The organism is Streptomyces sulfonofaciens, from assembly GCF_014656295.1.
GTDB lineage: Bacteria > Actinomycetota > Actinomycetes > Streptomycetales > Streptomycetaceae > Streptomyces > Streptomyces sulfonofaciens.
The window spans coordinates 71,878-92,882 of record NZ_BNCD01000003.1 but is presented as its reverse complement, the minus strand read 5'-3'; the positions used below and the strand labels follow the sequence as shown (position 1 = coordinate 92,882).

18 protein-coding genes are annotated in these 21,005 nt (G+C 74.3%); 7 read left to right on the top strand and 11 right to left on the bottom strand.

Translation table 11 applies throughout. The annotated features are described in order from the left end of the window. Nucleotides 1-12 precede the first annotated feature (12 nt). Both IE313_RS06195 and IE313_RS06190 read left to right on the top strand, forming a co-directional pair. Complete coding sequence (locus IE313_RS06195) at nucleotides 13-1,185, top strand: Gfo/Idh/MocA family protein (RefSeq protein WP_229924459.1); 1,173 nt, start codon at nucleotides 13-15, stop codon at nucleotides 1,183-1,185. A 94-nt stretch (nucleotides 1,186-1,279) separates the two neighbouring features. Continuing rightward, nucleotides 1,280-2,689: an ABC transporter substrate-binding protein gene (locus IE313_RS06190; protein ID WP_189929919.1), complete on the top strand. Its 1,410-nt coding sequence runs from the start codon at nucleotides 1,280-1,282 to the stop codon at nucleotides 2,687-2,689. A gap of 187 nt (nucleotides 2,690-2,876) precedes the next feature. Here IE313_RS06190 and IE313_RS06185 read toward each other — a convergent pair whose 3' ends face one another. Further along, a complete protein-coding gene (locus tag IE313_RS06185) occupies nucleotides 2,877-3,650 on the bottom strand; it encodes an IclR family transcriptional regulator (protein ID WP_189929918.1) in 774 nt (257 codons plus the stop codon). Nucleotides 3,651-3,771: 121 nt separating this feature from the next. Between IE313_RS06185 and IE313_RS06180 the strand changes: the two genes are divergently transcribed. The 3 genes from IE313_RS06180 (at nucleotide 3,772) to IE313_RS06170 (ending at nucleotide 7,879) form a co-directional block, all read left to right on the top strand. Continuing rightward, nucleotides 3,772-5,331, top strand: a complete 1,560-nt coding sequence (locus IE313_RS06180) for an aldehyde dehydrogenase (NADP(+)) (RefSeq protein ID WP_189929917.1) — start codon at nucleotides 3,772-3,774, stop codon at nucleotides 5,329-5,331. Nucleotides 5,332-5,569: 238 nt separating this feature from the next. Beyond that, nucleotides 5,570-6,625, top strand: coding sequence for an aminotransferase class V-fold PLP-dependent enzyme (locus tag IE313_RS06175; RefSeq protein WP_189929916.1), 1,056 nt, complete (start codon nucleotides 5,570-5,572; stop codon nucleotides 6,623-6,625). 186 nt (nucleotides 6,626-6,811) lie between these two features. After that, the gene (locus IE313_RS06170; RefSeq protein WP_189929915.1) at nucleotides 6,812-7,879 is read left to right on the top strand and encodes an alkene reductase; all 1,068 of its coding nucleotides are present in this window, start codon (nucleotides 6,812-6,814) and stop codon (nucleotides 7,877-7,879) included. Between the two features lie 124 nt (nucleotides 7,880-8,003). Here IE313_RS06170 and thpD read toward each other — a convergent pair whose 3' ends face one another. From thpD to IE313_RS06145, 5 genes are all read right to left on the bottom strand, one after another. Further along, on the bottom strand, nucleotides 8,004-8,903 hold the full coding sequence (thpD, locus tag IE313_RS06165) for an ectoine hydroxylase (protein ID WP_189929914.1): 900 nt from the start codon (nucleotides 8,901-8,903) through the stop codon (nucleotides 8,004-8,006). Between the two features lie 3 nt (nucleotides 8,904-8,906). Continuing rightward, complete coding sequence (locus tag IE313_RS06160; RefSeq protein WP_189929913.1) at nucleotides 8,907-9,305, bottom strand: ectoine synthase; 399 nt, start codon at nucleotides 9,303-9,305, stop codon at nucleotides 8,907-8,909. An 87-nt stretch (nucleotides 9,306-9,392) separates the two neighbouring features. After that, complete coding sequence (gene ectB / locus IE313_RS06155) at nucleotides 9,393-10,664, bottom strand: diaminobutyrate--2-oxoglutarate transaminase (RefSeq protein ID WP_189929912.1); 1,272 nt, start codon at nucleotides 10,662-10,664, stop codon at nucleotides 9,393-9,395. 81 nt (nucleotides 10,665-10,745) lie between these two features. Then, nucleotides 10,746-11,288 (bottom strand): diaminobutyrate acetyltransferase, encoded by a 543-nt coding sequence (gene ectA / locus IE313_RS06150; protein ID WP_189929911.1) that lies wholly within the window; start codon nucleotides 11,286-11,288, stop codon nucleotides 10,746-10,748. A gap of 484 nt (nucleotides 11,289-11,772) precedes the next feature. Further along, entirely contained in the window at nucleotides 11,773-12,876 is a 1,104-nt protein-coding gene (locus tag IE313_RS06145; RefSeq protein ID WP_189929910.1) for a pyridoxal-phosphate-dependent aminotransferase family protein, read from the bottom strand. A 225-nt stretch (nucleotides 12,877-13,101) separates the two neighbouring features. On the opposite strand from IE313_RS06145, the gene IE313_RS06140 reads away from it, so the two are divergent. Continuing rightward, entirely contained in the window at nucleotides 13,102-14,178 is a 1,077-nt protein-coding gene (locus IE313_RS06140) for an amidohydrolase family protein (RefSeq protein WP_229924457.1), read from the top strand. 218 nt (nucleotides 14,179-14,396) lie between these two features. Here IE313_RS06140 and cobC read toward each other — a convergent pair whose 3' ends face one another. Next, nucleotides 14,397-15,452 (bottom strand): Rv2231c family histidinol phosphate aminotransferase CobC, encoded by a 1,056-nt coding sequence (cobC, locus tag IE313_RS06135; protein WP_189929908.1) that lies wholly within the window; start codon nucleotides 15,450-15,452, stop codon nucleotides 14,397-14,399. Further along, on the bottom strand, nucleotides 15,449-15,910 hold the full coding sequence (locus IE313_RS34985; protein WP_308439144.1) for a cobalamin biosynthesis protein: 462 nt from the start codon (nucleotides 15,908-15,910) through the stop codon (nucleotides 15,449-15,451). The genes cobC and IE313_RS34985 overlap by 4 nt, the downstream gene beginning before the upstream one ends. 42 nt (nucleotides 15,911-15,952) lie before the next feature. Between IE313_RS34985 and IE313_RS06125 the strand changes: the two genes are divergently transcribed. Then, the gene (locus IE313_RS06125) at nucleotides 15,953-16,681 is read left to right on the top strand and encodes a ZIP family metal transporter (protein WP_189929906.1); all 729 of its coding nucleotides are present in this window, start codon (nucleotides 15,953-15,955) and stop codon (nucleotides 16,679-16,681) included. Nucleotides 16,682-16,707: 26 nt separating this feature from the next. Here IE313_RS06125 and IE313_RS06120 read toward each other — a convergent pair whose 3' ends face one another. Genes IE313_RS06120 through IE313_RS06110 form a run of 3 tightly spaced genes read right to left on the bottom strand, consistent with a single transcriptional unit; the run spans nucleotide 16,708 to nucleotide 20,970 of the window. Beyond that, nucleotides 16,708-18,084: a cobyrinic acid a,c-diamide synthase CobB gene (locus tag IE313_RS06120; RefSeq protein ID WP_189929905.1), complete on the bottom strand. Its 1,377-nt coding sequence runs from the start codon at nucleotides 18,082-18,084 to the stop codon at nucleotides 16,708-16,710. 40 nt (nucleotides 18,085-18,124) lie between these two features. Further along, nucleotides 18,125-18,742 (bottom strand): cob(I)yrinic acid a,c-diamide adenosyltransferase, encoded by a 618-nt coding sequence (gene cobO, locus IE313_RS06115; RefSeq protein ID WP_189929904.1) that lies wholly within the window; start codon nucleotides 18,740-18,742, stop codon nucleotides 18,125-18,127. After that, nucleotides 18,742-20,970, bottom strand: coding sequence for a putative cobaltochelatase (locus IE313_RS06110; protein ID WP_189929903.1), 2,229 nt, complete (start codon nucleotides 20,968-20,970; stop codon nucleotides 18,742-18,744). Before IE313_RS06110 ends, cobO begins: the two co-directional genes overlap by 1 nt. Nucleotides 20,971-21,005: the final 35 nt, after the last annotated feature.

The following is a 21,005-nucleotide window of genomic DNA, read 5'->3' as shown; positions in this document are numbered from 1 at the left end:
GGCGGGCAGCCCGTGCCGGGCCGCGGGGAGCCGTCGGGACAGCCGGTACCGGTGGTCCTGGTGGGCGCCCGCGGGCACGGCCGCAGCCATCTGGAGAACATCCGGCGGTTGCAGGACCTGGGCAGGGTGCGGCTGGTCGGCATCTGCGAGCTGACCCCGCTGACGGAGGCCGAGACCGACGGGTTCGGCGCACCGGCGCAGTCCGCCGACCTGCGGACGCTGCTGGCCGCCACCGCGCCCGTCGCCGCCGTCGTCTGCACCCCCATCCACACCCACACCGAACTGGCCCTGACCGCGGTGGAACACGGTGTGCACCTGCTCCTCGAAAAGCCGCCCGCCCCGTCCTACGCGCAGTTCAGGACGCTCACCGAGGCGGTGGCCGGGGCCCGGGTGGCCTGCCAGATCGGCTTCCAGTCGCTGGGGTCAGCGGCCCTGCCGGCGATCCGGGCCCTGGTCGCGGACGGGGCGATCGGCGAACCGCTGGGCATCGGGGCGGCCGGCGCCTGGGTGCGCGAGGAGGCGTACTTCCGCCGTGCGCCCTGGGCCGGCCGGCGCCGGCTCGACGGCGTGGACGTGGTCGACGGGGCGCTGACCAACCCGCTGGCGCACGCCGTGGCCACGGCACTCGCGCTGGACGGCGCGGTGCACGCCGCCGACGTCGCGCGGGTGGAGACCGAGCTGTTCCGGGCGCACGACATCGAATCGGACGACACCTCGTGGGTGCGCGTCACCACCACCCGGGGCAGCCGGGTTGCCGTCGCCGCCACGCTGTGCGCCGCCGAGCCCGGGGAGCCCTATGTGACGGTGCACGGCAGCCGTGGGCGCCTCACCTTCTGGTACAAGCAGGACCGGGTCCGTGTGGAGCGCGCCGGGCGGCCGCCCGAGGAGCGCCTGCACGGGCGCACGGACCTGCTGGAGAACCTGGTCGACCATCTGGCGGGCCGCGCCGCCCTCCTGGCCGACGTGCACACGACGGGTGCCTTCATGCGGGTCGTTGAAGCGGTTCGACGGGCGCCCGATCCCGTGCCGCTGCCGCCGGACGCCTGGTACTCGGCGCCGGGCGCGCGCGGCCCCCGGCGCGTCGTGCGCGGCATCGACGGCCTGGTCGCGGCCGCCGCCGACCGGCTCAGCGGCTACGCCGAGCTGGGCGCGGCCTGGGCCCGGCGGCAGCCGCCGGGCGCCTGACCCGCCCCACCGCCCGCCGGGTCCGCCACCGCCCGCCCGTCCGGCCCGCCCGGCGTTCCCATCCGCACGGCGACACCGCTGAAGAGGAGAGCTCATGACCAGAACGGGCACCACACACCGCATCACCCGCGGCGGCCCGGGGCCGGCGCCCACGCCGCGCGGCCGGCACGGGAGCCGCGCCGCCCTGGCCGCCGCCCTGGCCGCGGTCCTGGCGCTGACCGCCACCGCCTGCGGCGACGACGGCAGCGGCGCCGGCGGCGACCGGGGCGCCGAGGGAACGGGGAAGGGCGAGATCACCTTCTGGGACAACAACGGCGGGGTCCGCACCGACGTCTGGAAGGAGATCATCGCCCGCTTCGAGAAGGCGCACCCCGACATCCACGTGAAGTACGTCGGCATCCCGGCCGAGAGCGCGCAGTCCAAGTACGACACCGCCATCCAGGGCGGCGGACTGCCGGACGTGGGAGGGGTGCAGACGGCGATGCTGGCCGGGATCGCGGCGCAGGGCGCGCTTGAACCGCTGGACGAGCGCCTCGAAGGCAGCCCCCTGGACGGCAAGCTGAACGGGAGCATGCTCGACAGCGTCCGGTCGGCGGGCGGCGGCGACCGCCTCTACACGGTGCCGACCTCCGCGAACAACGGCACGCTCTGGTACCGCACCGACCTGTTCAGGGCCGCGGGCCTTGCGGCGCCCACCACCTGGGACAGGTTCTACGCGGCCGCCGACAGGCTCACCGACGGGGCCCGCAACCGGTTCGGGTTCACCCTGCGCGGCGGCGAGGGCTCCATCGCGCCGGCGCTGGACGCGATGTACGGCCAGTCCGGCATCACCTCGTTCTGGAAGACCTCCGCGGGCGGGGCGACGACGACCACCGTCAACGACCCGCGCAACGTCGCCGCGCTGGAGAAGTACCTCGGGCTGTACGGGAAGGACACGCCCGAGGCCGACGTCAACAACGACTTCAGGAAGATGGTCGCCCAGTGGGACAGCGGCCGGATCGGCATGCTGAGCCACAACCTGGGCTCCTACCAGGAGCATCTGAAGGCGCTGGGGCCCCGCAGGTTCCGCGGCCTGCCCAACCCCGCGCTGGCCGACGGCACCCGGGTGCAGGTCTCCAACCCCGTCGACGGGCTCGGCCTCTTCCGGTCGAGTAAAAACAAGGCGGCGGCCTGGACGTTCATCGAGTTCGCCCTCTCGCACGCCGCCAACAGCAGGTGGAACCGGGCCGCGGGAGCGATCCCGGCCAACACCGAGGCCGTGGGCGACTCCTGGGTACGGGAGTCCGAGGCCACCGCCCTCGCCGCCGACGCACTGGGCGACGGCAGCACCAGGATCGTCCAGTTGCCCTACTACCTGCCCGACTGGAACACCGTCAGCAAGGCCGACAACGAGCCCAACCTGCAGAAGGTGCTGCTCGGCCGGGAGTCCGCGAAGGACTTCCTGGACACCCTCGCCGACCAGCTCGACAAGGCCCGGGCCGAGTGGGACGAGCAGCGGGGGTGAGGCCCGGTCCGCCGGGTGGCGCGGCACACCGCGCAGGCGTACCGGGCGACCGGACGCCCCGCGGGGCTGACGCAGGCCGCGGGGCGTCCCCGCGGGGCTGACGCAGGCCGCGCCGGCGGGGCGTCCGGCGCCGGCGGGTGCGGCGGGCGCCCGGTGCGGTGCGAGCCGGCCCGGGGCACCGGGCCGGTCAGAGCCTCCTGGTCGCCAGCGTCAGCCGGTCGCGGGCGTCGAAGAGGGCGTCCTTGACCATCTGCTCGTGCGCCGGGGTGAGCCGCGCCACCGGTACCGAGCAACTGATGGCGTCCCTGGCGGGCGTGCGGTACGGGATGGCGACGCCGAAGCAGCGCAGCCCGAGCGTGTTCTCCTCGCGGTCCACCGCGAAGCCCTGCTCGCGCACCTGGTGCAGCTCCTCGATGAGCTTCTCGCGGTCGGTGGTGGTGTGCTCGGTGAGCGCGGGCAGCGTCTCCGGCAGCATCTTGCGCACCTGTTCGTCGGAGTGCGTGGCGAGCAGAGCCTTGCCGAGCGAGGTGGAGTGGGCGGGCAGCCGGCGGCCCACCCGGGTGAAGGGCCGCAGGTAGTGCTGGGACTGGCGGGTGGCGAGGTAGACGACGTTCGTGCCGTCGAGCCGGGCCAGGTGGATGGTCTCCGTGGTGTCGTCGGAGAGCCGGTCGAGCGTGGGCCGCGCCGCCGCCACGACCTCGTCACCGTCGATGTAGGAGGTGCCGACGAGCAGGGCGCGCACCCCGATGCCGTACCGTGTGCCCGTGGCGTCCGTCTCGACCCAGCCGAGGTCGACCAGGGTGCGCAGCAGCATGTACAGGGAGGACTTCGGGTACCCGACGGCCTCCTGGACGGCGGCCAGTGAGTGCATCCCGGGGCGGCCCGCGAAGTACTCCAGCAGTTCAACCGTCCGCACCGCGGACTTGACCTGCGCCCCACCGCCCGCCTCGACTGCCGCCATCGTCCTTGACCCCTTCGTTCGCCTGGAACTGGAAGATAACTGGAAGATATAGTCTCCAGAAGCAGATTCATCATCAGAGACAGCGTTCAGTATATCGAACGAGGCTGAACAAGCCGCCCTGATGAGTCGCATACATCTGGAGGAATCCGCGGTGGCAGCAGCAGTCTGGAGTGTCGACCCCCGAACCGGGAAGCAGCGCGAGCAGGTTGCGGTGGAGGCCACGGCCCAGGAGGTCGACCAGGCCGTCCGCGCGGCGCACGCCGCGCGCGGCGCCCTCGCCGACCGGGCGGTGCGCGCGGCCTTCCTGCGGACCGCCGCCGATGTGCTCGACGGCGCAAAGGACCAGCTCGTGGAGGCAGCGGACGCCGAGACGGCACTCGGTCCCGCCCGGCTGACCGGTGAGCTGGCCCGCACCACCTATCAGTTGCGGGCCTTCGCCGACGTCGTCGACGAGGGCGAGTTCCTGGGCGTGGTGATCAACCACCCGGACGCCACCGCCACCCCGCCGATCCCCGACCTGCGCCGCTACAAGGTCCCGCTCGGGGTCATCGCCGTCTACTCGGCCTCGAACTTCCCGTTCGCCTTCTCGGTGGCCGGCGGTGACACCGCGAGCGCGCTCGCCGCGGGCTGCCCCGTGGTCGTCAAGGCCCACCCGGACCACCCGGCCCTGTCCGAGCTGGTCGCCGCACTGCTGCGGCGCGCCGCGGAGCAGCACGGCGTACCGGCGGGCGTGGTCGGCCTGGTGCACGGCTTCCAGGCGGGCGTCGAACTGGTCACGCACCCCCTGGTGGCCGGCGCCGGCTTCACCGGCTCGGTGCGCGGCGGCCGTGCGCTCTTCGACGCGGCGGCCGCCAGGCCCGTGCCGATCCCCTTCCACGGCGAGCTGGGCTCGCTGAACCCCGTGGTGGTCACCGAGTCCGCGGCCGCGGAGCGCGCCGAGCAGATCGGCGCCGGGCTCGCGGGCTCCATGACGCTGGGCGTCGGGCAGTTCTGCGTCAAGCCGGGGCTCGTGCTCGCGCCGTCCGGGGCCGGGGGCGACCGGCTGGTCAAGGCGCTCACCGACGCGGTCAGCGACACCGAGGCCGGGGTGCTGCTCGACCACCGGATGCGGGACAACTTCGTCGCCGGGGTCGCCGAGCGCGCGGCGCTGCCCGGCGTGGAGGCACCGGTGACGCCGGGCGCGGGTGGCGAGCACACCGTCAGCGCCGGCTTCCTGACCGTGCCCGCCGCCCGGCTCGCCGAGCCCGGCGCGCACGACCTGCTGCTGGAGGAGTGCTTCGGCCCCGTCACGGTCCTCGCCCGCTACGAGGACGACGCCGAGGCCGCGGCGGTGCTGTCCCGGCTGCCCGGCAACCTCACGGCGACCGTGCACCTGTCGGCCGGCGAAGCGGCGGGCGAGGACGGCCGCGGTGCCGAGCTGCTCGCGGAGCTGACGCCGCTGGCCGGGCGCGTGCTGGTGGACGGCTGGCCGACGGGCGTGGCGGTGGCGCCGGCCCAGCACCACGGCGGGCCGTACCCGGCCACCACCTCGACGTCCACCTCCGTGGGCGCGACGGCCATCGAGCGCTGGCTGCGGCCCGTGACGTACCAGGGCACGCCGGAGGCCCTGCTCCCGCCGGAGCTGCGCGACGACAACCCGCTGGGGCTGCCGCGGCGCTTCGACGGACGCCTGGAGCGGTGACCCGTCCGGGTGGGCGCCCGTCCGGGTGCCCACCCGCCAGGACGGGCCGGCGCGGAAGGGCCCCGCGCGCCGGTGCGCCCGCCCACCCGCCCCGCGTCCTGAGCCCCGCCGAGGCCAGGGGAGCCGGTGCACGGTGGCGGTCCTCACCCGGCGGCGTGGAAAGCGCGCGCCGCGCTCTTGCGCCGCTGCGCACGGACAGTCGATGGACCAGCGCGCGCCCAGGCCCCACAGTGGAGTCATGGAGCCCTTCGCGCAGAGCCTCGCCCCCGCCGAGTTCACGCCCAGCACCACCTACCTGAACACCGCGAGCACCGGCCTCCTCCCGGCCCGTACCGTCGAGGCCATGCACCGCGCCGCGCAGACCGTGGCCAGGGGCGAGCCCTCCGACGAGCTGTACCAGGACGTGGAGCGGGCCCGTGCCTCCTTCGCCCGGCTGGTGTCCGTCCCGGCCACCCGGGTCGCCGCCGGTGCCTCCGTCGCCGTCTACGCGGGCCTCATCGCCGCCGCCCTGCCGCAGGGCGCGGAAGTCGTCACCGTCGACAACGACTTCAGCTCGGTGGTGACCGCCTTCCACATGCGCCCCGACCTCAAGGTGCGCACCGTTGCCCTGGAGGACGTCGCCGAGGCCGTCCGTCCCGGCACCGCCCTCGTGGCGGTCAGCGCCGCGCAGTCCGCGGACGGCCGGATCGCCGACCTGCCCGCCCTCCGCGAGGCCGCCCGCGCGCACGGCGCGCGTACGTTCGTCGACGCCTCGCAGGCCGCGGGCTGGCTGCCGCTGGACGCGAAGGAGTACGACTACGTGGCGGCCGTCGCCTTCAAATGGCTCCTGTGCCCGCGCGGGGTGGCCTTCCTGGTGGTCCCCGAGGACCACGGCGGACTCACCCCCGTCTTCGCGGGCTGGGTGGCCGGCGAACACCCCTGGGAGAGCTGTTACGGCCCGGTGCGGGAACTCGCCCACTCCGCACGCCGGTTCGACGAGAGCCCCAGCCTCTTCGCCTACGCGGGGGCCCGCCACTCGCTGGCCCTGCTCGAGGAACTGGGCACCGAGGCCGTGCGCAGCCACGACCTGGGCCTCGCCGACCGCTTCCGGGCCGGTCTCGCCCGTCTCGGCCACCAGAGCCTGCCCGCCCCCGGCTCACCGATCGTCTCGGTGCCGGGCCTGGGGCACCGCCAGGCGGACCTGAGCGGTGCGGGCACAGAGGTCTCCGACCGCGCGGGCAACCTGCGGGCCTCCTTCCACCTCTACAACTCCGCCCGTGACGTCGACCGCCTCCTGGACGCCCTGGCCTCCTGACGGGTCCCCGGCCCCCTGCCGGGTCACCTTCGCGGGTTTGAACGGGCCCCCTGCGCACGGGCGGCCGCGGACAACGTGAACGCGGTGTTTCCACATCCGCCCAGGGGCCCGCCGCCGGAATGACCGCGGTACTCGGTGACGTTCTGCTGACCGGCCGATCACAGAAGAGTCCCCCGGGAGTGCCCGATGACCACTGCGTTCGATCCCGTCGACCTCGGGGGCCTGACCCTCGCCAACCGTGTCGCCATGGCACCGATGACCCGCAGCAGAGCGGGCGGGGACGGGGTGCCCACGGAGCTGGCGGCCGTGTACTACGGCCAGCGGGCCGGTGCCGGCCTGATCGTCACGGAGGGGATCCAGCCCTCGCCGGTGGGCCAGGGGTACCCGAACACCCCCGGTCTGCACGGGGCGGAGCAGGTCGCGGGCTGGCGGCGGGTCACCGACGCGGTGCACGCGCGCGGTGGACGGATCTTCGCGCAGTTGATGCACTCAGGCCGCATCGGACACCCGGTGCTGCTGCCCGAGGGACTGGTGAACGTCGGCGCCTCGCCGATCGCCGCCAAGGGGCAGGTCTTCACTCCGCAGGGCCCGAAGGACTTCGTCACGCCGCGGGAGCTGACCGGTGCCGAGGTCCGCGGGACCATCGCCGACTTCGCCGCCGCGGCCCGCAACGCCGTCGACGCCGGCTTCGACGGCGTGGAACTGCACGGCGGCAACGGCTACCTCATCCACCAGTTCCTGGCCCCCGGCTCCAACCGGCGCTCGGACGAGTGGGGCGGCTCGGTGGAGGGGCGCGTCCGGTTCGCCGCGGAGACCGCCAAGGCGGTGGCCGCCGCGATCGGCGGCCACCGCACGGGCGTGCGCGTGACGCCCGGCGGCACCTTCAACGACATCGACGAACCGGAGCCCGAGCCCGCGTACACCGCGCTGGTGAAGGAGCTGGACCAGCTCGGCCTCGCCTACCTGCACATCGCCGAGACCAGCGCGGCCGGCCGCGGCCTCACCCGGAAGCTGCGCGGCCTGTTCTCCGGCGCCCTGCTGCTCAACCCGTTCACGGGCGGCGAGCCCACAGGACCCGACGCGCTCCTGCTCGTCGAGGACGGCACGGCGGACGTCGTGACCTTCGGCGCGCTCTTCCTCGCCAATCCGGACCTGCCCGAGCGGCTGCGCGGCGGCGGCCCGTTCAACACCCCGGACCGCGGCACCTTCTACGGCGGCGACGCACGGGGCTACACGGACTACCCCGCCCTCTGACGCCCGCCGCCGTGCGGGGCGCGCACGGCGAAGGCCCGGCATCCCGAGGACGCCGGGCCTTCGCGCGGCCGTGTGGAAGGGGCGCCACCGGCCGGCGCCGCCGATCGGTGTAACCGCACCGGCGTCACCGCACCGGCGTGAAGTCGCGCGCCCCGATGAAGTCGGGACGGCGGACGGGGGCGGCGAAGGGCTCGACCGCCTCGTTCTCCACGCTGTTGAAGACGATGAAGACGTTGCTGCGCGGGAACGGCGTGATGTTGTCGCCGGACCCGTGCATGCAGTTGCAGTCGAACCAGGTCGCCGAGCCCGCCTTGCCGGTGAAGAGCTTGATGCCGTGCTTCTCGGCGAAGCCGGTCAGCGCCTCGTTGGACGGGGTGCCCGCGTCCTGCATCTGGAGCGACTTCTTGTAGTTGTCCTTCGGCGTCTCGCCGGCGCAGCCGAGGAACGTCCGGTGCGAGCCGGGCATGATCATGAGCCCGCCGTTGGTGTCGTGGTTCTCGGTGAGCGCGATCGACACGGACACGGCGCGCATGCGCGGCAGGCCGTCCTCCGCGTGCCAGGTCTCGAAGTCCGAGTGCCAGTAGAACCCGGATGCGCCGAAGCCCGGCTTCACGTTGATCCGCGACTGGTGGACGTACACGTCCGAGCCGAGGATCTGCCGGGCGCGCCCCACCACCCGCTCGTCGCGCACCAGCTCCGCGAACACCTCGCTGATCCTGTGCACCTCGAAGACGGACCGGATCTCCCGGGACTTCGGCTCCACGATGGAGCGCTCGTCGGCGCGGATCCTGGGGTCGGACACCAGGCGGTCGAGTTCGGCGCGGTAGGTGGCCACCTCGTCCGGGGTGATGAGCTCCTCGACGGCCAGGAAACCGTCACGCTCGTAGGAGTGGAGGTCCTGGGCGCCGATCGGGCCCGGGGCGTCCGGATCGCTCCAGACGACCGGGTCCTGGCGCGGGGTGGAGACCTCCGTCGCGCCGCGGCTCGGGTACAGGTCGTTGGTCTTCTCGGGGGTGACGGTCATCGCTCAGGCCTCCTCCGTGAGCAGTGGGTACACACCGTTCTCGTCGTGGTCCTCCCGTCCGGTCACAGGCGGGTTGAAGACGCAGACGCACCGGAAGTCCGTCTTGGGCCGCATGGTGTGCCGCTCGTGGCCGTCCAGCAGGTACATCGTCCCGGGTGTGATCCAGTGCTTCTCGCCGGTCTCGTCGTTGGTCAGCTCGGCCTCACCCTCCACGCAGAGCACGGCCTCGATGTGGTTCGCGTACCACATCGACGTCTCCGTACCCGCGTAGAGGATGGTCTCGTGGAGGGAGAAGCCGACCTTCTCCTTCGCCAGCACGATCCGCTTGCTCTCCCAGGTGCCCGACTTCGACTTGATGTGCCGGTCGGTTCCCTCGATGTCCTTGAAAGATCGGACGATCACGGTGGCTCTACGCCTTCTCTCTGTGCTCTGCCATCTAGGTGGCCGGTTTCGGAACGTGGTTTCGACGTGGTCGGGCGCGCGGCCGGGTCAGCCCGTCTCGCGCACCGCACGGGCGAGGGTGCGCAGCCCCTCGTCCAGTTCTTCGGGGGTGATCGTGAGGGCCGGGAGGAGCTTGACGACCTCGCTCTCCGGGCCCGACGTCTCGACCAGCAGCCCCAGCTCGAAGGCGCGCCGCGCGACCGCTCCCGCGCGCTGCTTGTCGTGGAACTCCATACCCCACACCAGGCCCCGGCCGCGGTGCTCCTTGATCTCCCCGCGGTGCTCGTCCTGGATCGTGCCCAGCGCCTCGGCGACCTGCTGGCCGCGGGAGAGGGTCTGCTTCTCCATGGCGAAGCCGTCGGTCCAGTAGGTCTCCAGGGCCGCGGAGGCGGTGACGAAGGCCGGGTTGTTGCCGCGGAAGGTGCCGTTGTGCTCGCCGGGCTCCCAGACGTCCAGCTCCGGCTTGAACAGGCACAGCGACATCGGCAGCCCGTAGCCGCTGATCGACTTCGAGACGGTGACGATGTCGGGGGTGATGCCCGCCTCCTCGAAGGAGAAGAAGGCACCCGTACGGCCGCAGCCCATCTGGATGTCGTCGACGATGAGCAGCATGTCGCGGCGTGCGCACAGCTCCGCGAGGCCGCGCAGCCACTCGGGACGCGCGACGTTGATGCCGCCCTCGCCCTGCACCGTCTCCACGATCACGGCGGCGGGCTGGTTCAGTCCGGAACCCTGGTCTTCGAGCAGTCGTTCGAACCACAGGAAGTCCGGCACCCGGCCGTCCAGGTAGTGGTCGAACGGCATGGGTGTGCCGTGCACCAGCGGAATGCCGGCGCCCGCCCGCTTGAAGGCGTTGCCGGTGACCGCGAGGGAGCCCAGCGACATGCCGTGGAAGGCGTTGGTGAACGAGACGATCGCCTCGCGGCCCTTGACCTTGCGGGCCAGCTTCAGGGCCGACTCGACGGCGTTGGTGCCCGTCGGGCCCGGGAACATGACCTTGTAGGGCAGGTCGCGGGGGCGCAGCACGATGCTCTGGAAGGACTCCAGGAAGGCGCGCTTCGCGGTGGTGGACATGTCCAGGCCGTGGGTGATCCCGTCGCGCTCCAGGTAGTCGATGAGGGCGCGTTTGAGCACGGCGTTGTTGTGGCCGTAGTTGAGCGATCCGGCTCCGGCGAAGAAGTCCAGGTACTCGTGGCCGTCCTCGTCGTACAGGCGGCTGCCCTGTGCGCGGTCGAAGACGGTGGGCCAGCCGCGGCAGTAGCTGCGCACCTCCGACTCCAGGGTCTCGAAGACACTCAGGTCCGGCTGGGTGATGGTCACAGCATGCTCCTGGGATCTGGGATGTGAGGGGTGTCAGGGAGGTTCTCGGTGCAGGGGGCCCGGCGTGGGGGACGCGCGGGCTCAGAAGTCCAGGGGGCCGATGCGGTACAGCACCTCGGGGTCATGGTGGTCACCCTCCGGGAACACACCTGCGGGGAAGAGGACCTCGCGCTCCAATGGCACCGAGTGCCGCTTGGCGAACGAGGTAAACAGCCGTTCCGAGGGGACGTTGCCGGGCGTGACGGTCGTCTCCAGTCCGATCAGGCCACGATCGGCGGAGACCCGTGCGGTCAGGCCGTCCAGCAGCGCGGCGGCGAGGCCCCTGCCGCGGTGGCTGTCGTCCACGGCCACCTGCCACACGACCAGGGTGCGGGGCCGTTCCGGCCGGATGTAGCCGGTGATGAAGCCGACCGGCTCACCGTCGGGGCCGCGCCCCACGACGGATGTGCCGGCGAAGTCACGGCACCACAGCAGGTAGCTGTACGGAGAGTTGAGGTCAAGGGTCCTGGAATCCCTGGCGATCCGCCAGAGAGTGGCTCCGTCCGCTACCCGCGGAGAGTCGAGCCGCACGCCCTCTGGCATTTCCAGGAATTGCGCTTGCAGGTCTGCTTGTGCGGCGGTCATGGTTATTGAATTTACCGAGCAATTTCTAAAAATGCATCGCGAGGAGGGGTTACGCACTAGCCGCTTTTATGCTATCGCGCGTGCGCGAGGCCCGCTCGGCGAGCATGTGAGGCGGGTGTTTTGCCCGGTATTTTCGGGAGGAACCGGGCGTGGTGTGGGGTTGGTCACATGTGCGTAACGCAACGGAGATCAACCAGAATTGCATGACCCGGGCACTGAGAAGAGGGGTGTTTAGCATCGCGGAAACGGGGCAGAAGAATACGGGAAGCTGCGATGAAACGTATTCTTTAATTCGACCGTACGGGTCATGTCAAATTCACGATAAAGAACCGTGAAGAGGCCGTGTCGAAGCTGGGTCGGAGCCATGGGAACGCGCGTGGCGCAAGCGGCGGGAGGGTAATCCCTTGTGGTCGCGGTGGGCCTTGCGCCCCACTCCGGGCAGGGGTGCCGCACGTTCCACCGGGCCCGTGCGGCACCGCGGCGCTCAGCCCGTCCAGGACCGCGCCACCGCTTCCCGGGCGCCGGCGAGGTCCACCGGGGCGCCGGATTCGGCCAGCGCCTCGCCGAGCGCGGTGAGAGCGGCGAGTACCGGGCCGCGGCCCGCGTTCGGACCGTAGTGGTTGACCCTGATCATCTCCCGCGCAAGGGCGCCACCGCCCGCCACCAGCGGCAGCGCCGGATCGATGGCCAGTGCCGCCGCCACCAGCCGCGCGGCGTCGTGACCAGCGGGGACCCGCAGCGTGGTGGCCACAGGGGCCGCGGCGCGCGCCTCGTGCACGAACGGTGCGAGACCACCGCCGAGCGCGACCGCACCGGCCCGGGTGGCGGCCGCCGCGGTGGCATGCCGTGCCATCACCGCGTCGGGACCGTCCTGCTCGATGCGGTCCAGGCAGGCGTCCAGCGCGAGCATCTCAAGCTGCGCCGGGGCGTGCGGCAGCGCCGCACGCCCTGCGTCGATCCACCGCTCCTTCCAGTCGAGCAGCGACAGGTACGAGTGGCGGGGCGCGCGGGGATTGGCGGCCATCCGCTGCCAGGCCCGCTCGCTCACCACCGCCGCGGAGACCCCGGCGGGGCCGCCCATCGCCTTCTGCGCGCCGACCACGCACAGGTCCACGCCCCAGACGTCCGGCAGCAGCGGTTCGGCGGCCACGGACGCCACGGCGTCCACCATGAACAGCGCGCCGTGCGCCCGCACCACCTCGCCGATCTCCGCGACCGGGTTGGTGTTGCCGGTGGCCGCCTCGGCGTGCACCAGGGACACGAAGTCGATCTCGGGGCGGGCGGCCAGCGCCTCGGCGACCTGCTCCGGGGTCACCGCCGTGTGGAACGGCACGGCGAGGTCCACCACCGTCGCCCCGCAGTCCCGCAGCCAGCCGCCGAACGTCTGCCCGTAGGGGCCGGTGATCACGTTCAGCGCGGTGGTGCCGGGCCCCGCGGCGCCGCGGATGCAGCCCTCCAGCGGCAGCAGCGCCTCGCCCTGCATGATCACGACGTCGTGCGCGGTCGCCAGCAACCGGGCGAGGCGCCGCTCCACACCGGCGAACTGCGCCGCCGTGCAGGGAGCCAGATCGAGGAAGGGATGCGTCACAGGTATGCCTCCGGGTCTGTCGGTGCGGCTCGGGCGGTGGGCACGGCCCGGTGCGACACGCTCCGCTCCGCGGCCCGGCCGCCGGTCAGAGCGTAGGCCCCCTCCGCGGCCCGGCCCCCGGGCGGCGCCTCCTAAGCTGCGGGCATGACGGATCAGGCTCTCCCGGACCACCAGGCGCTCCCCGGCACCCGGCCGACGCCCCGCGGGCCGTCCCACGACGGCGCGGTGGTGCACGTGAAGGGCGGCGTCCTCGCCGGGCCCGACGACGTACGGGACGAACTGTGGGTGGTCGGCGGGCGGATCACCTACGACAGGCCGGCCACCGCCCGCGACGTGCGCACCGTCACCGGCTGGGTGCTGCCCGGCCTCGTGGACGCGCACTGCCACGTCGGCCTGGACGCCCACGGCCCGGTGTCCGCCGAGACCGCGGAGCGCCAGGCCCGCACGGAGCGCGACGTGGGCGCCCTGCTGCTGCGCGACGCCGGCTCCCCGTCCGACACCCGCTGGATCGACGACCGCGACGACCTGCCGAAGATCATCCGTGCCGGACGGCACATCGCCCGCACCCGCCGCTACATCCGCAACTACGCCCACGAGATCGAGCCGCCCGACCTCGTGGCCTACGTCGCCCGGGAGGCGCGCCGCGGCGACGGCTGGGTCAAGCTCGTCGGCGACTGGATCGACCGCGCCGAGGGCGACCTCACCGCGTGCTGGCCGCGCGACGCGGCTCGGGCGGCCATCGCCGAGGCACACCGCCTCGGCGCCCGGGTCACCGCGCACTGCTTCGCCGAGGAGTCCCTGCGCGACCTGGTGGAGGCCGGCATCGACTGCGTCGAGCACGCCACCGGGCTCACCGAGGAGACCATCCCGCTCTTCGCGGAGCGGGGCGTCGCCATCGTGCCGACGCTGGTCAACATCGCCACCTTCCCCGATCTCGCCGCCGGCGCCGAGGGCAGGTACCCGCGCTGGTCGGACCATATGCGCCGGCTCCACAGGCGCCGCTACGCCACCGTGCGGGCCGCCCACGACGCCGGGATCGCCGTCTACGCGGGCACCGACGCGGGGGGCGGGCTGGCGCACGGCCTGGTGGCGGGCGAGGTGCTGGAGCTGGTGCGCGCCGGCCTGCCGCCCGTAGCGGCCCTCTCCGCCGCCACCTGGGGCGCCCGCGCCTGGCTCGGCCGCCCGGGACTCGACGAGGGCGCCCCCGCCGACCTGGTCGTCTACGACACGGACCCGCGGGCCGACGTACGGGTGCTCGCGGACCCGCGGCAGATCGTGCTGAACGGCCGCGCGGTCGGCTGACGGCACCGCTCGGCGGGCGGTGCGGGGGTTGTGCGGGGGGCGGTGCGGCGGGCGGACGCGGTGGGGCCCGGACGGCGGCGCGGCACGGGCGGGAGCGCCCCGCCGCAGGCCCGTCGGAGGCGGGTCCCACCCGCGGTGGTCGGGAGCGCGGGGCGCGTGCGGCAGGGCAGTGCAGGCCCGTGGCGGCGGTGCGCCGCCACGGACCCGGGCCCCGGCGCTCAGAGCACCTCGGCCAGCGCGGCCAGGAACCGGTCCGTGGTGGCCCGGTCCCGTACCGCGATCCGCAGCCACTCGGGCCCGAGCCCGGGGAAGGTGTCGCCGCGGCGCACCGCGAAGCCCCGCTCCCGCAGCCGGGCCCGCACCGCCTCCGCACCGGCCAGCCGCACCAGCACGAACGGGCCCCGGGCCGGCCCGACCACCCGCGGCCCGCGCGCGGCGCCGCCGGCCGCCTCGGCCAGCCGGGTGAGCCCGGCGACCAGGTGGTTCCGGTCCACCGCTGCCGTACCCGCAGCGCGCTCGGCCTCCGCGAGCGCGTGCGGCTCCACACAGGCCAGGGCGGCGGCGAGCGCGGGCGTGGAGACCGGCCACAGTGGCTGGGCGTGCGCCAGGGCCGCCACGGTCTCCGGGGCCGCCAGGACGTAGCCGATCCGCAGCCCCGCCAGGCCCCATGTCTTGGTCAGGCTGCGCAGTACCACGAGCCCCGGCACATCGGTGCGCCCCGCAAGCGACTCCGGCTCGCCCGGCACCGCGTCCATGAACGCCTCGTCCACCACCAGCAGCCGGCCGGGCCTCGCGAGTGCGGTGACATCCGCGGCCGGGTGCAGCACGGACGTCGGATTGGTCGGATTGCCGACGAGGACCAGATCCGCGTCCTCGGGCACCGCCGCGGGCCGCAGCCGGAAGCCGTCGCGTTCGTCGAGGAGCACCCTGCCGACGCTGTGCCCGGCGTCCAGCAGCGCCGCCTCCGGCTCGGTGAACTGCGGATGCACCACCACGGGCCTGGCCACCTTCAGCGCCCGTGCCAGCAGCACGAACGCCTCAGCGGCACCGGCCGTCAGCAGCACCCGGTCGGCCGGAACGCCGTGCCTGGCCGCGACCGCCGCCCGCGCGGCACGGTCGTCCGGATACGCCGCGAGCCCGGTGAGCGACGCGGCGAGCCGGGCGCGCAGCCACGGCGGGGGAGTGCCGGTCCTGACGTTCACGGCCAGGTCGACGAAAGCGCCGTCGCGCACCTCCGCGTCGCCGTGGTGCCGCAGGTCGTGGCCCCCGCTCACAGGCCCTCCTCCCGCCGGCCGGCCAGGTCCCGCCGGTCCCGCCGGCCCGTCCGGTCCTCCCGGGGCGCGGGGACCGGCAGGCGGGCCACCGCACAGGTCGCCCTCGCCGGGTGGCGCGCCGAAGTGCTCTTGGGCACCAGCAGCCGGCCGCCCCGCAGCAGCGCGGCGGCCTCCGCGACCGACGCGGTGCCGACCGCCGTCCGCACCGCGGCCGACGGGTTGGGCACCCGCACGCGCGCCAGCGCCCCGGCCGGATACGCCGCGAGCGGCACACCGAGGAACGCCGCCGCCGCACGCAGCCCCGGCTCCGCCGCACGCGCCTGGACGGTCGCCAACTCGGCGACCGCGGCGAGCGGCAGCCCCGCCGCCGCGAGCACACCGGTCACCAGAGCGAGCACCTCCTCCCCCGACACGCCCGTCGCGGCGCCCACCCCGACGACCAGCGGCCCTTCGGGCACCCCGCGTGTGCACGGCGCGGACCGATCGGCTACCAAAGGACCATGGTCGTGCTCGTGGCACTGGGTTGCTTCCTCATGACGCTGGTCGGCGGCTGGACGGCCCAGTACGTCGCCGACCGGCGCCACCTCGTGCTCGGCTTCGCCGGCGGCCTGATGCTCGGCGTGGTCGGTTTCGACCTGCTGCCGGAGGCCCTTGAGGGCGCGGGAGAGCACGTCTTCGGCGTACCGGCCGCCCTGCTGCTGTTCGTCACGGGCTTCCTCGTCGCACACGTCGTCGAACGGCTGCTCGCCATGCGGCAGGCGGAGCACGGCGCGCACCGGCCCGACCAGGTGCCGCAGGTGGGCATCGGCGCCGCCGCGGCGATGGTCGGGCACAGCATCGCCGACGGTGTCGCGATCGGTGCGTCCTTCCAGGTGGACGAGGCCATGGGCCTGACGGTGGCACTCGCCGTCGTCACCCACGACTTCGCGGACGGCTTCAACACGTACACCGTGACGCGGGCCTACGGCAACGCGCGCCGCAGTGCCGTGGCGATGCTGTTCGCGGACGCGCTGGCACCCGTCCTGGGCGCCGCGTCCACGCTGCTGTTCAGCATCCCGGAGCAGGCACTCGGCTGCTACCTGGGGTTCTTCGGAGGCGTGCTGCTGTACATCGCGGCCGCCGAGATCCTGCCGGAGGCCAGCCACCGCCACCCCGCACGCTCGACCCTGCTGTGCACGGTCGCCGGGGCGGCGCTGATGTGGGTGGTGATCGGCGCGGCCGCCGGCTGAGGGCGCCGGCGCCGCGCACCGGCCGGTCACGAGCGCCCGCAACTGTCGACGAGGCGCCGCACCACCTCGGGCCGGGCGGCCCAGTGGGTGTGCAGATAGCTGGCGTGCACCCCCTGCTGGACGAAGCCCTCGACGCGCCGCTCGCCGCCGCCGAGACCCCATGCGGGCCGTTGGCCGGCGCCCGGTTCGAGGACCGTGCGGTGGAACTCGTGCCCGCGCATCCGGGTGCCCGCGGCCACCAGCGTGCTCGCCGAGACGGCCACCGCCTCCCGGTACCCCAGCGTCAGCCGCGGTGTCATCCGGGCGTCGGCGTCCAGCACCCCGCACATCGGCGCACCGTCCAGGGACCGCGCCAGATACAGCAGGCCCGCGCACTCGGCCGCCACCGGCGCCCCGGACAGCGCGAGCGCACCGACGGCCTTGCGCAGCGGCTCGTTCGCCGACAGCTCCGGCGCGTACACCTCCGGGAAGCCGCCGCCGATCACCAGGCCGTCCGCGTCGTCGGGCAACTGCTCGTCCCGCAGCGGATCGAAGAACACCACCTCCGCACCCGCCGCCGTCAGCATCTCGACGTGCTCGGCGTAGGAGAACGTGAAGGCCGGACCGCCTGCCACCGCGATCCGCGGGCGCCGGGTCCGCCGGGCGCCCGGCGCCGCGCCGGCCGCGGCGAGCGCCGCGCCCGGGTCCCAGGCGTCGGCCGCGGTATCGCCGGCGCTCCTGGCCAGGGCCAGCAGGGCGGGCAGGTCGCAGCCGGCCCGTACCTGCCCGGCCATGGCCCGCACCGCCTCGAGCGCCTCCGCACGCCGCTCGGCCGCCGGCACCAGGCCGAGGTGCCGGGAGGGGGTGCGCACCTGCTCGGCGCGCCGCAACGCGCCGAGCACCGGCACCCCGGACGCGTCGAGCGCCTCCCTCAGCAGCGCCTCGTGCCGGTCCGAGCCCACCTTGTTGAGGATCACGCCCCCGATCCGCACACCGGGGTCCCAGGACGCGAAGCCGTGCACCAGCGCGGCCACCGAGCGGGACTGCGCGGAGGCGTCCACGACGAGCACCACCGGCGCCTCCAGGAGGGCCGCGACCTGTGCCGTGGAGGCCAGCTCACCGCGCCCGGACGCACCGTCGAACAGGCCCATCACGCCCTCGACGACCGCGAGGTCGCACCCCGCGGCGCCGTGCGCGAACAGCGGCGCGACCAGCTCCGTGCCGCACAGGAACGCGTCCAGGTTGCGGCCCGGGCGGCCGGTGGCCAGCGCGTGGTAGCCCGGGTCGATGTAGTCGGGGCCGACCTTGTGCGGGGAGACGGCGAGGCCGCTCTCCGCGAAGGCCGCCATCAGGCCGGTGGCGACCGTGGTCTTGCCACTGCCCGAGGCGGGCGCGGCGATGACCAGCCGCGGCACCGCCGTCACCGCGCCACCGCCCGTGCCACGGGCGCCATCGGGAGGCCGCTCACCACTCGATGCCCCTCTGCCCCTTCTGGCCGCTGTCCATGGGATGCCGCACCTTGGCCATCTCGGTCACCAGGTCGGCGTGGTCCCGCAGCGGCTCCGGGGCGTTCCGGCCGGTGATCACCACGTGCTGCATGCCGGGCCGCTCCCGGAGCACCGAGACCACCTCGTCGGTGTCGATCCAGCCCCAGTGCATCGGATAGGTGAACTCGTCGAGCACGTACAGCCGGTACGTCTCGGCCGCCAGGTCGCGCTTGACCTGCTCCCAGCCCTCCCGGGCCTTGGCCTCGTTGCTCTCCTGGCCCGACTCGTCGGCGCCGGCCGGACGCTGGATCCACGACCAGCCCTCGCCCATCTTGTGCCAGGCGACCGAGCCGCCCTCCCCGGAGGCGCCCAGCACCCGCAGGGCGTTCTCCTCGCCGACCCGCCACTTCGCCGACTTGACGAACTGGAAGACCCCGACCGGCCAGCCCTGGTTCCAGGCGCGCAGCGCGAGCCCGAACGCGGCGGTCGACTTGCCCTTGCCCGGGCCGGTGTGCACCAGCACCAGCGGACGGTTGCGTCGCTGACGCGTGGTGAGGCCGTCGTCCGGGACGACGGCAGGCTGTCCCTGCGGCACTATGCGGCCCTCCTGTCGGTACGCAGACGACCCGCGGCGCCGACGGCGCCCGGGGTGAGCGGCGGTTGCGGCCCGCTGCCGCCCGCCGTGTGCGGGGGCTGCGGCGCCGTGCCGCCCGTGGTGCGCGCCGCCCCGCGGACGTCCCTGACCAGCCCGGCCAGTACGTCGGCGCGCAGCTCCTCCAGCGTGACGGTGGTGGCGCCGAGCCGGCCGGCCAGGCGGCCGGCGAGACCGAGCCGCACCGGCCCCGTCTCGCAGTCCACCACCACGGACGCCGTGCCGTCCGAGGCGAACAGCCCCGCCGCCCGGCCCGCCCGGCCCACCGGGTCCGTGCCTCCGGTGGCCCGCCCGTCCGTGACGACGACGAGCAGCGGCCGGCGCGCCGGGTCCCGCAGCCGCTCCACCCGCAGCACCTCGTGAGCGCGCAGCAGACCGGCCGCGAGCGGAGTGCGGCCGCCGGTCGGCAGGGCGTCCAGCCGGGCCGCGGCGGCGTCCACGGAGGAGGTCGGCGGCAGCGCCACGTCCGCCGCCGCACCACGGAACGTCACCAGTCCCACCTTGTCCCGCCGTTGGTAGGCGTCGAGCAGCAGCGAGAGCACCGCGCCCTTCACGGCGCCCATCCTGCGCCGCGCCGCCATCGACCCCGAGGCGTCGACCACGAACAGCACGAGATTGCCCTCGCGGCCCTCGCGGACCGCCTGCCGAAGATCCGCCCGGCGCACCACGAGACCGGCGCCCGAGCGGCCCCTGGCCCGCTGGTGCGGTGCCGCGGCGCGCACGGTGGCGGCCAGGTGCAGCTTCGTCAGCGCGCCGCGCGGCTGCCGCGCACCGGTGGTGCGGCCCTGCTCGGTGATCGCCCGCGACCGCCGGCCCGCCGCGCCCTCGCCCAGACCCGGGACGGTCAGCAGCCTGGTGCGGAACGGCTTTGCGGCCTGGACCGGGGGTTGTTCCACACCGCCGGAGGCCGGCGGCGGGGACTGCGCGGGGACGCCGGGGGCGTCGGAGTCGGGCGGCTGCGCGGCCGGCTCCGACGGGGCCTGGCCGGCCGGCGCAGGCGGCGGGCCGCCGTCCGCGGGGCCGCCGTCCGCGGGGGGCGCGCCCCCGCCGCCGGGCCCGCCCGGATCCGGGTCGTCGTCCGTGCCCCCGTCACCGGGCTGCCCGGCGTCGTCGGCGGGGCCCTGCGGCTCCTGTTCCTGCTCCGCCCGGGGTTCGTCCTGCTGCCCGTACCGCTCCAGCGTCTCGTCGAGCTTGTCCTCGTCGAGTCCGGGAGCGTCGAAGGGGTTGCGGCGACGGCGGTGCGGCAGCGCCAGCAGCGCCGCCGTGCGCACGTCCTCCTGGAGCACCTCGGTACGGCCCGCCCAGGCGGCCAGGGCCGTTGCCGTACGGGCCATCACGATGTCCGCGCGCATCCCGTCGACCTCGAAGGCCGCGCAGGTCGCCGTGATCTGCCGCAGCACGGCGTCACCGAGCACGACCTGCGGCAGCAGCGCGCGCGCCACCGCTATCCGCTCGCGAAGCTGCTTCTCCTCGTCCGCCCAGCGCGCCGCGAAGGCCGCCGGCTGCGCGTCGTAGGCGAGCCGGCGCCGCACCACCTCGGCGCGCTCGTCAGGCTCCCTGGAGGCGCTGACCTCCACGGTGAGGCCGAACCGGTCCAGTAGCTGCGGGCGCAACTCGCCCTCTTCCGGGTTCATGGTGCCGACCAGCAGGAACCGCGCCGCGTGCCGCACGGAGACGCCCTCGCGCTCCACGTACGAGGAGCCCATCGCGGCGGCGTCGAGCAGCAGGTCGATGACGTGGTCGTGCAGCAGGTTGACCTCGTCCACGTAGAGGATGCCGCGGTGCGCGTCCGCGAGCAGGCCCGGCTCGAAGGCCTTCACGCCCTCCGCCAGCGCCCGCTCGATGTCCAGCGAGCCGACGACCCGGTCCTCCGAGGCGCCGACCGGCAGCTCCACCATCCTGGTGGGCCGCGCCGCGCCCGGGGCGGACGCGTGCGGGCCGTCCGGGCAGCGCGGGTCGGGCGCGTCGGGGTCGCAACTGAACCGGCAGCCGGTGACGACCCGTACCTGGGGCAGCACCGCCGCCAGCGCCCGGACCGCGGTGCTCTTCGCGGTGCCCTTCTCGCCGCGGACGAGGACCCCGCCCACGTCCGGAGACAGGGCGTTCAGGAGCAGGGCGAGCCGGAGCCCGTCCTGTCCGACGAGGGCGGTGAAGGGATAGGGGGGGCTCACCGGGGCTCGCTCCTTCGTGTGGCAGTCGCGGAAGT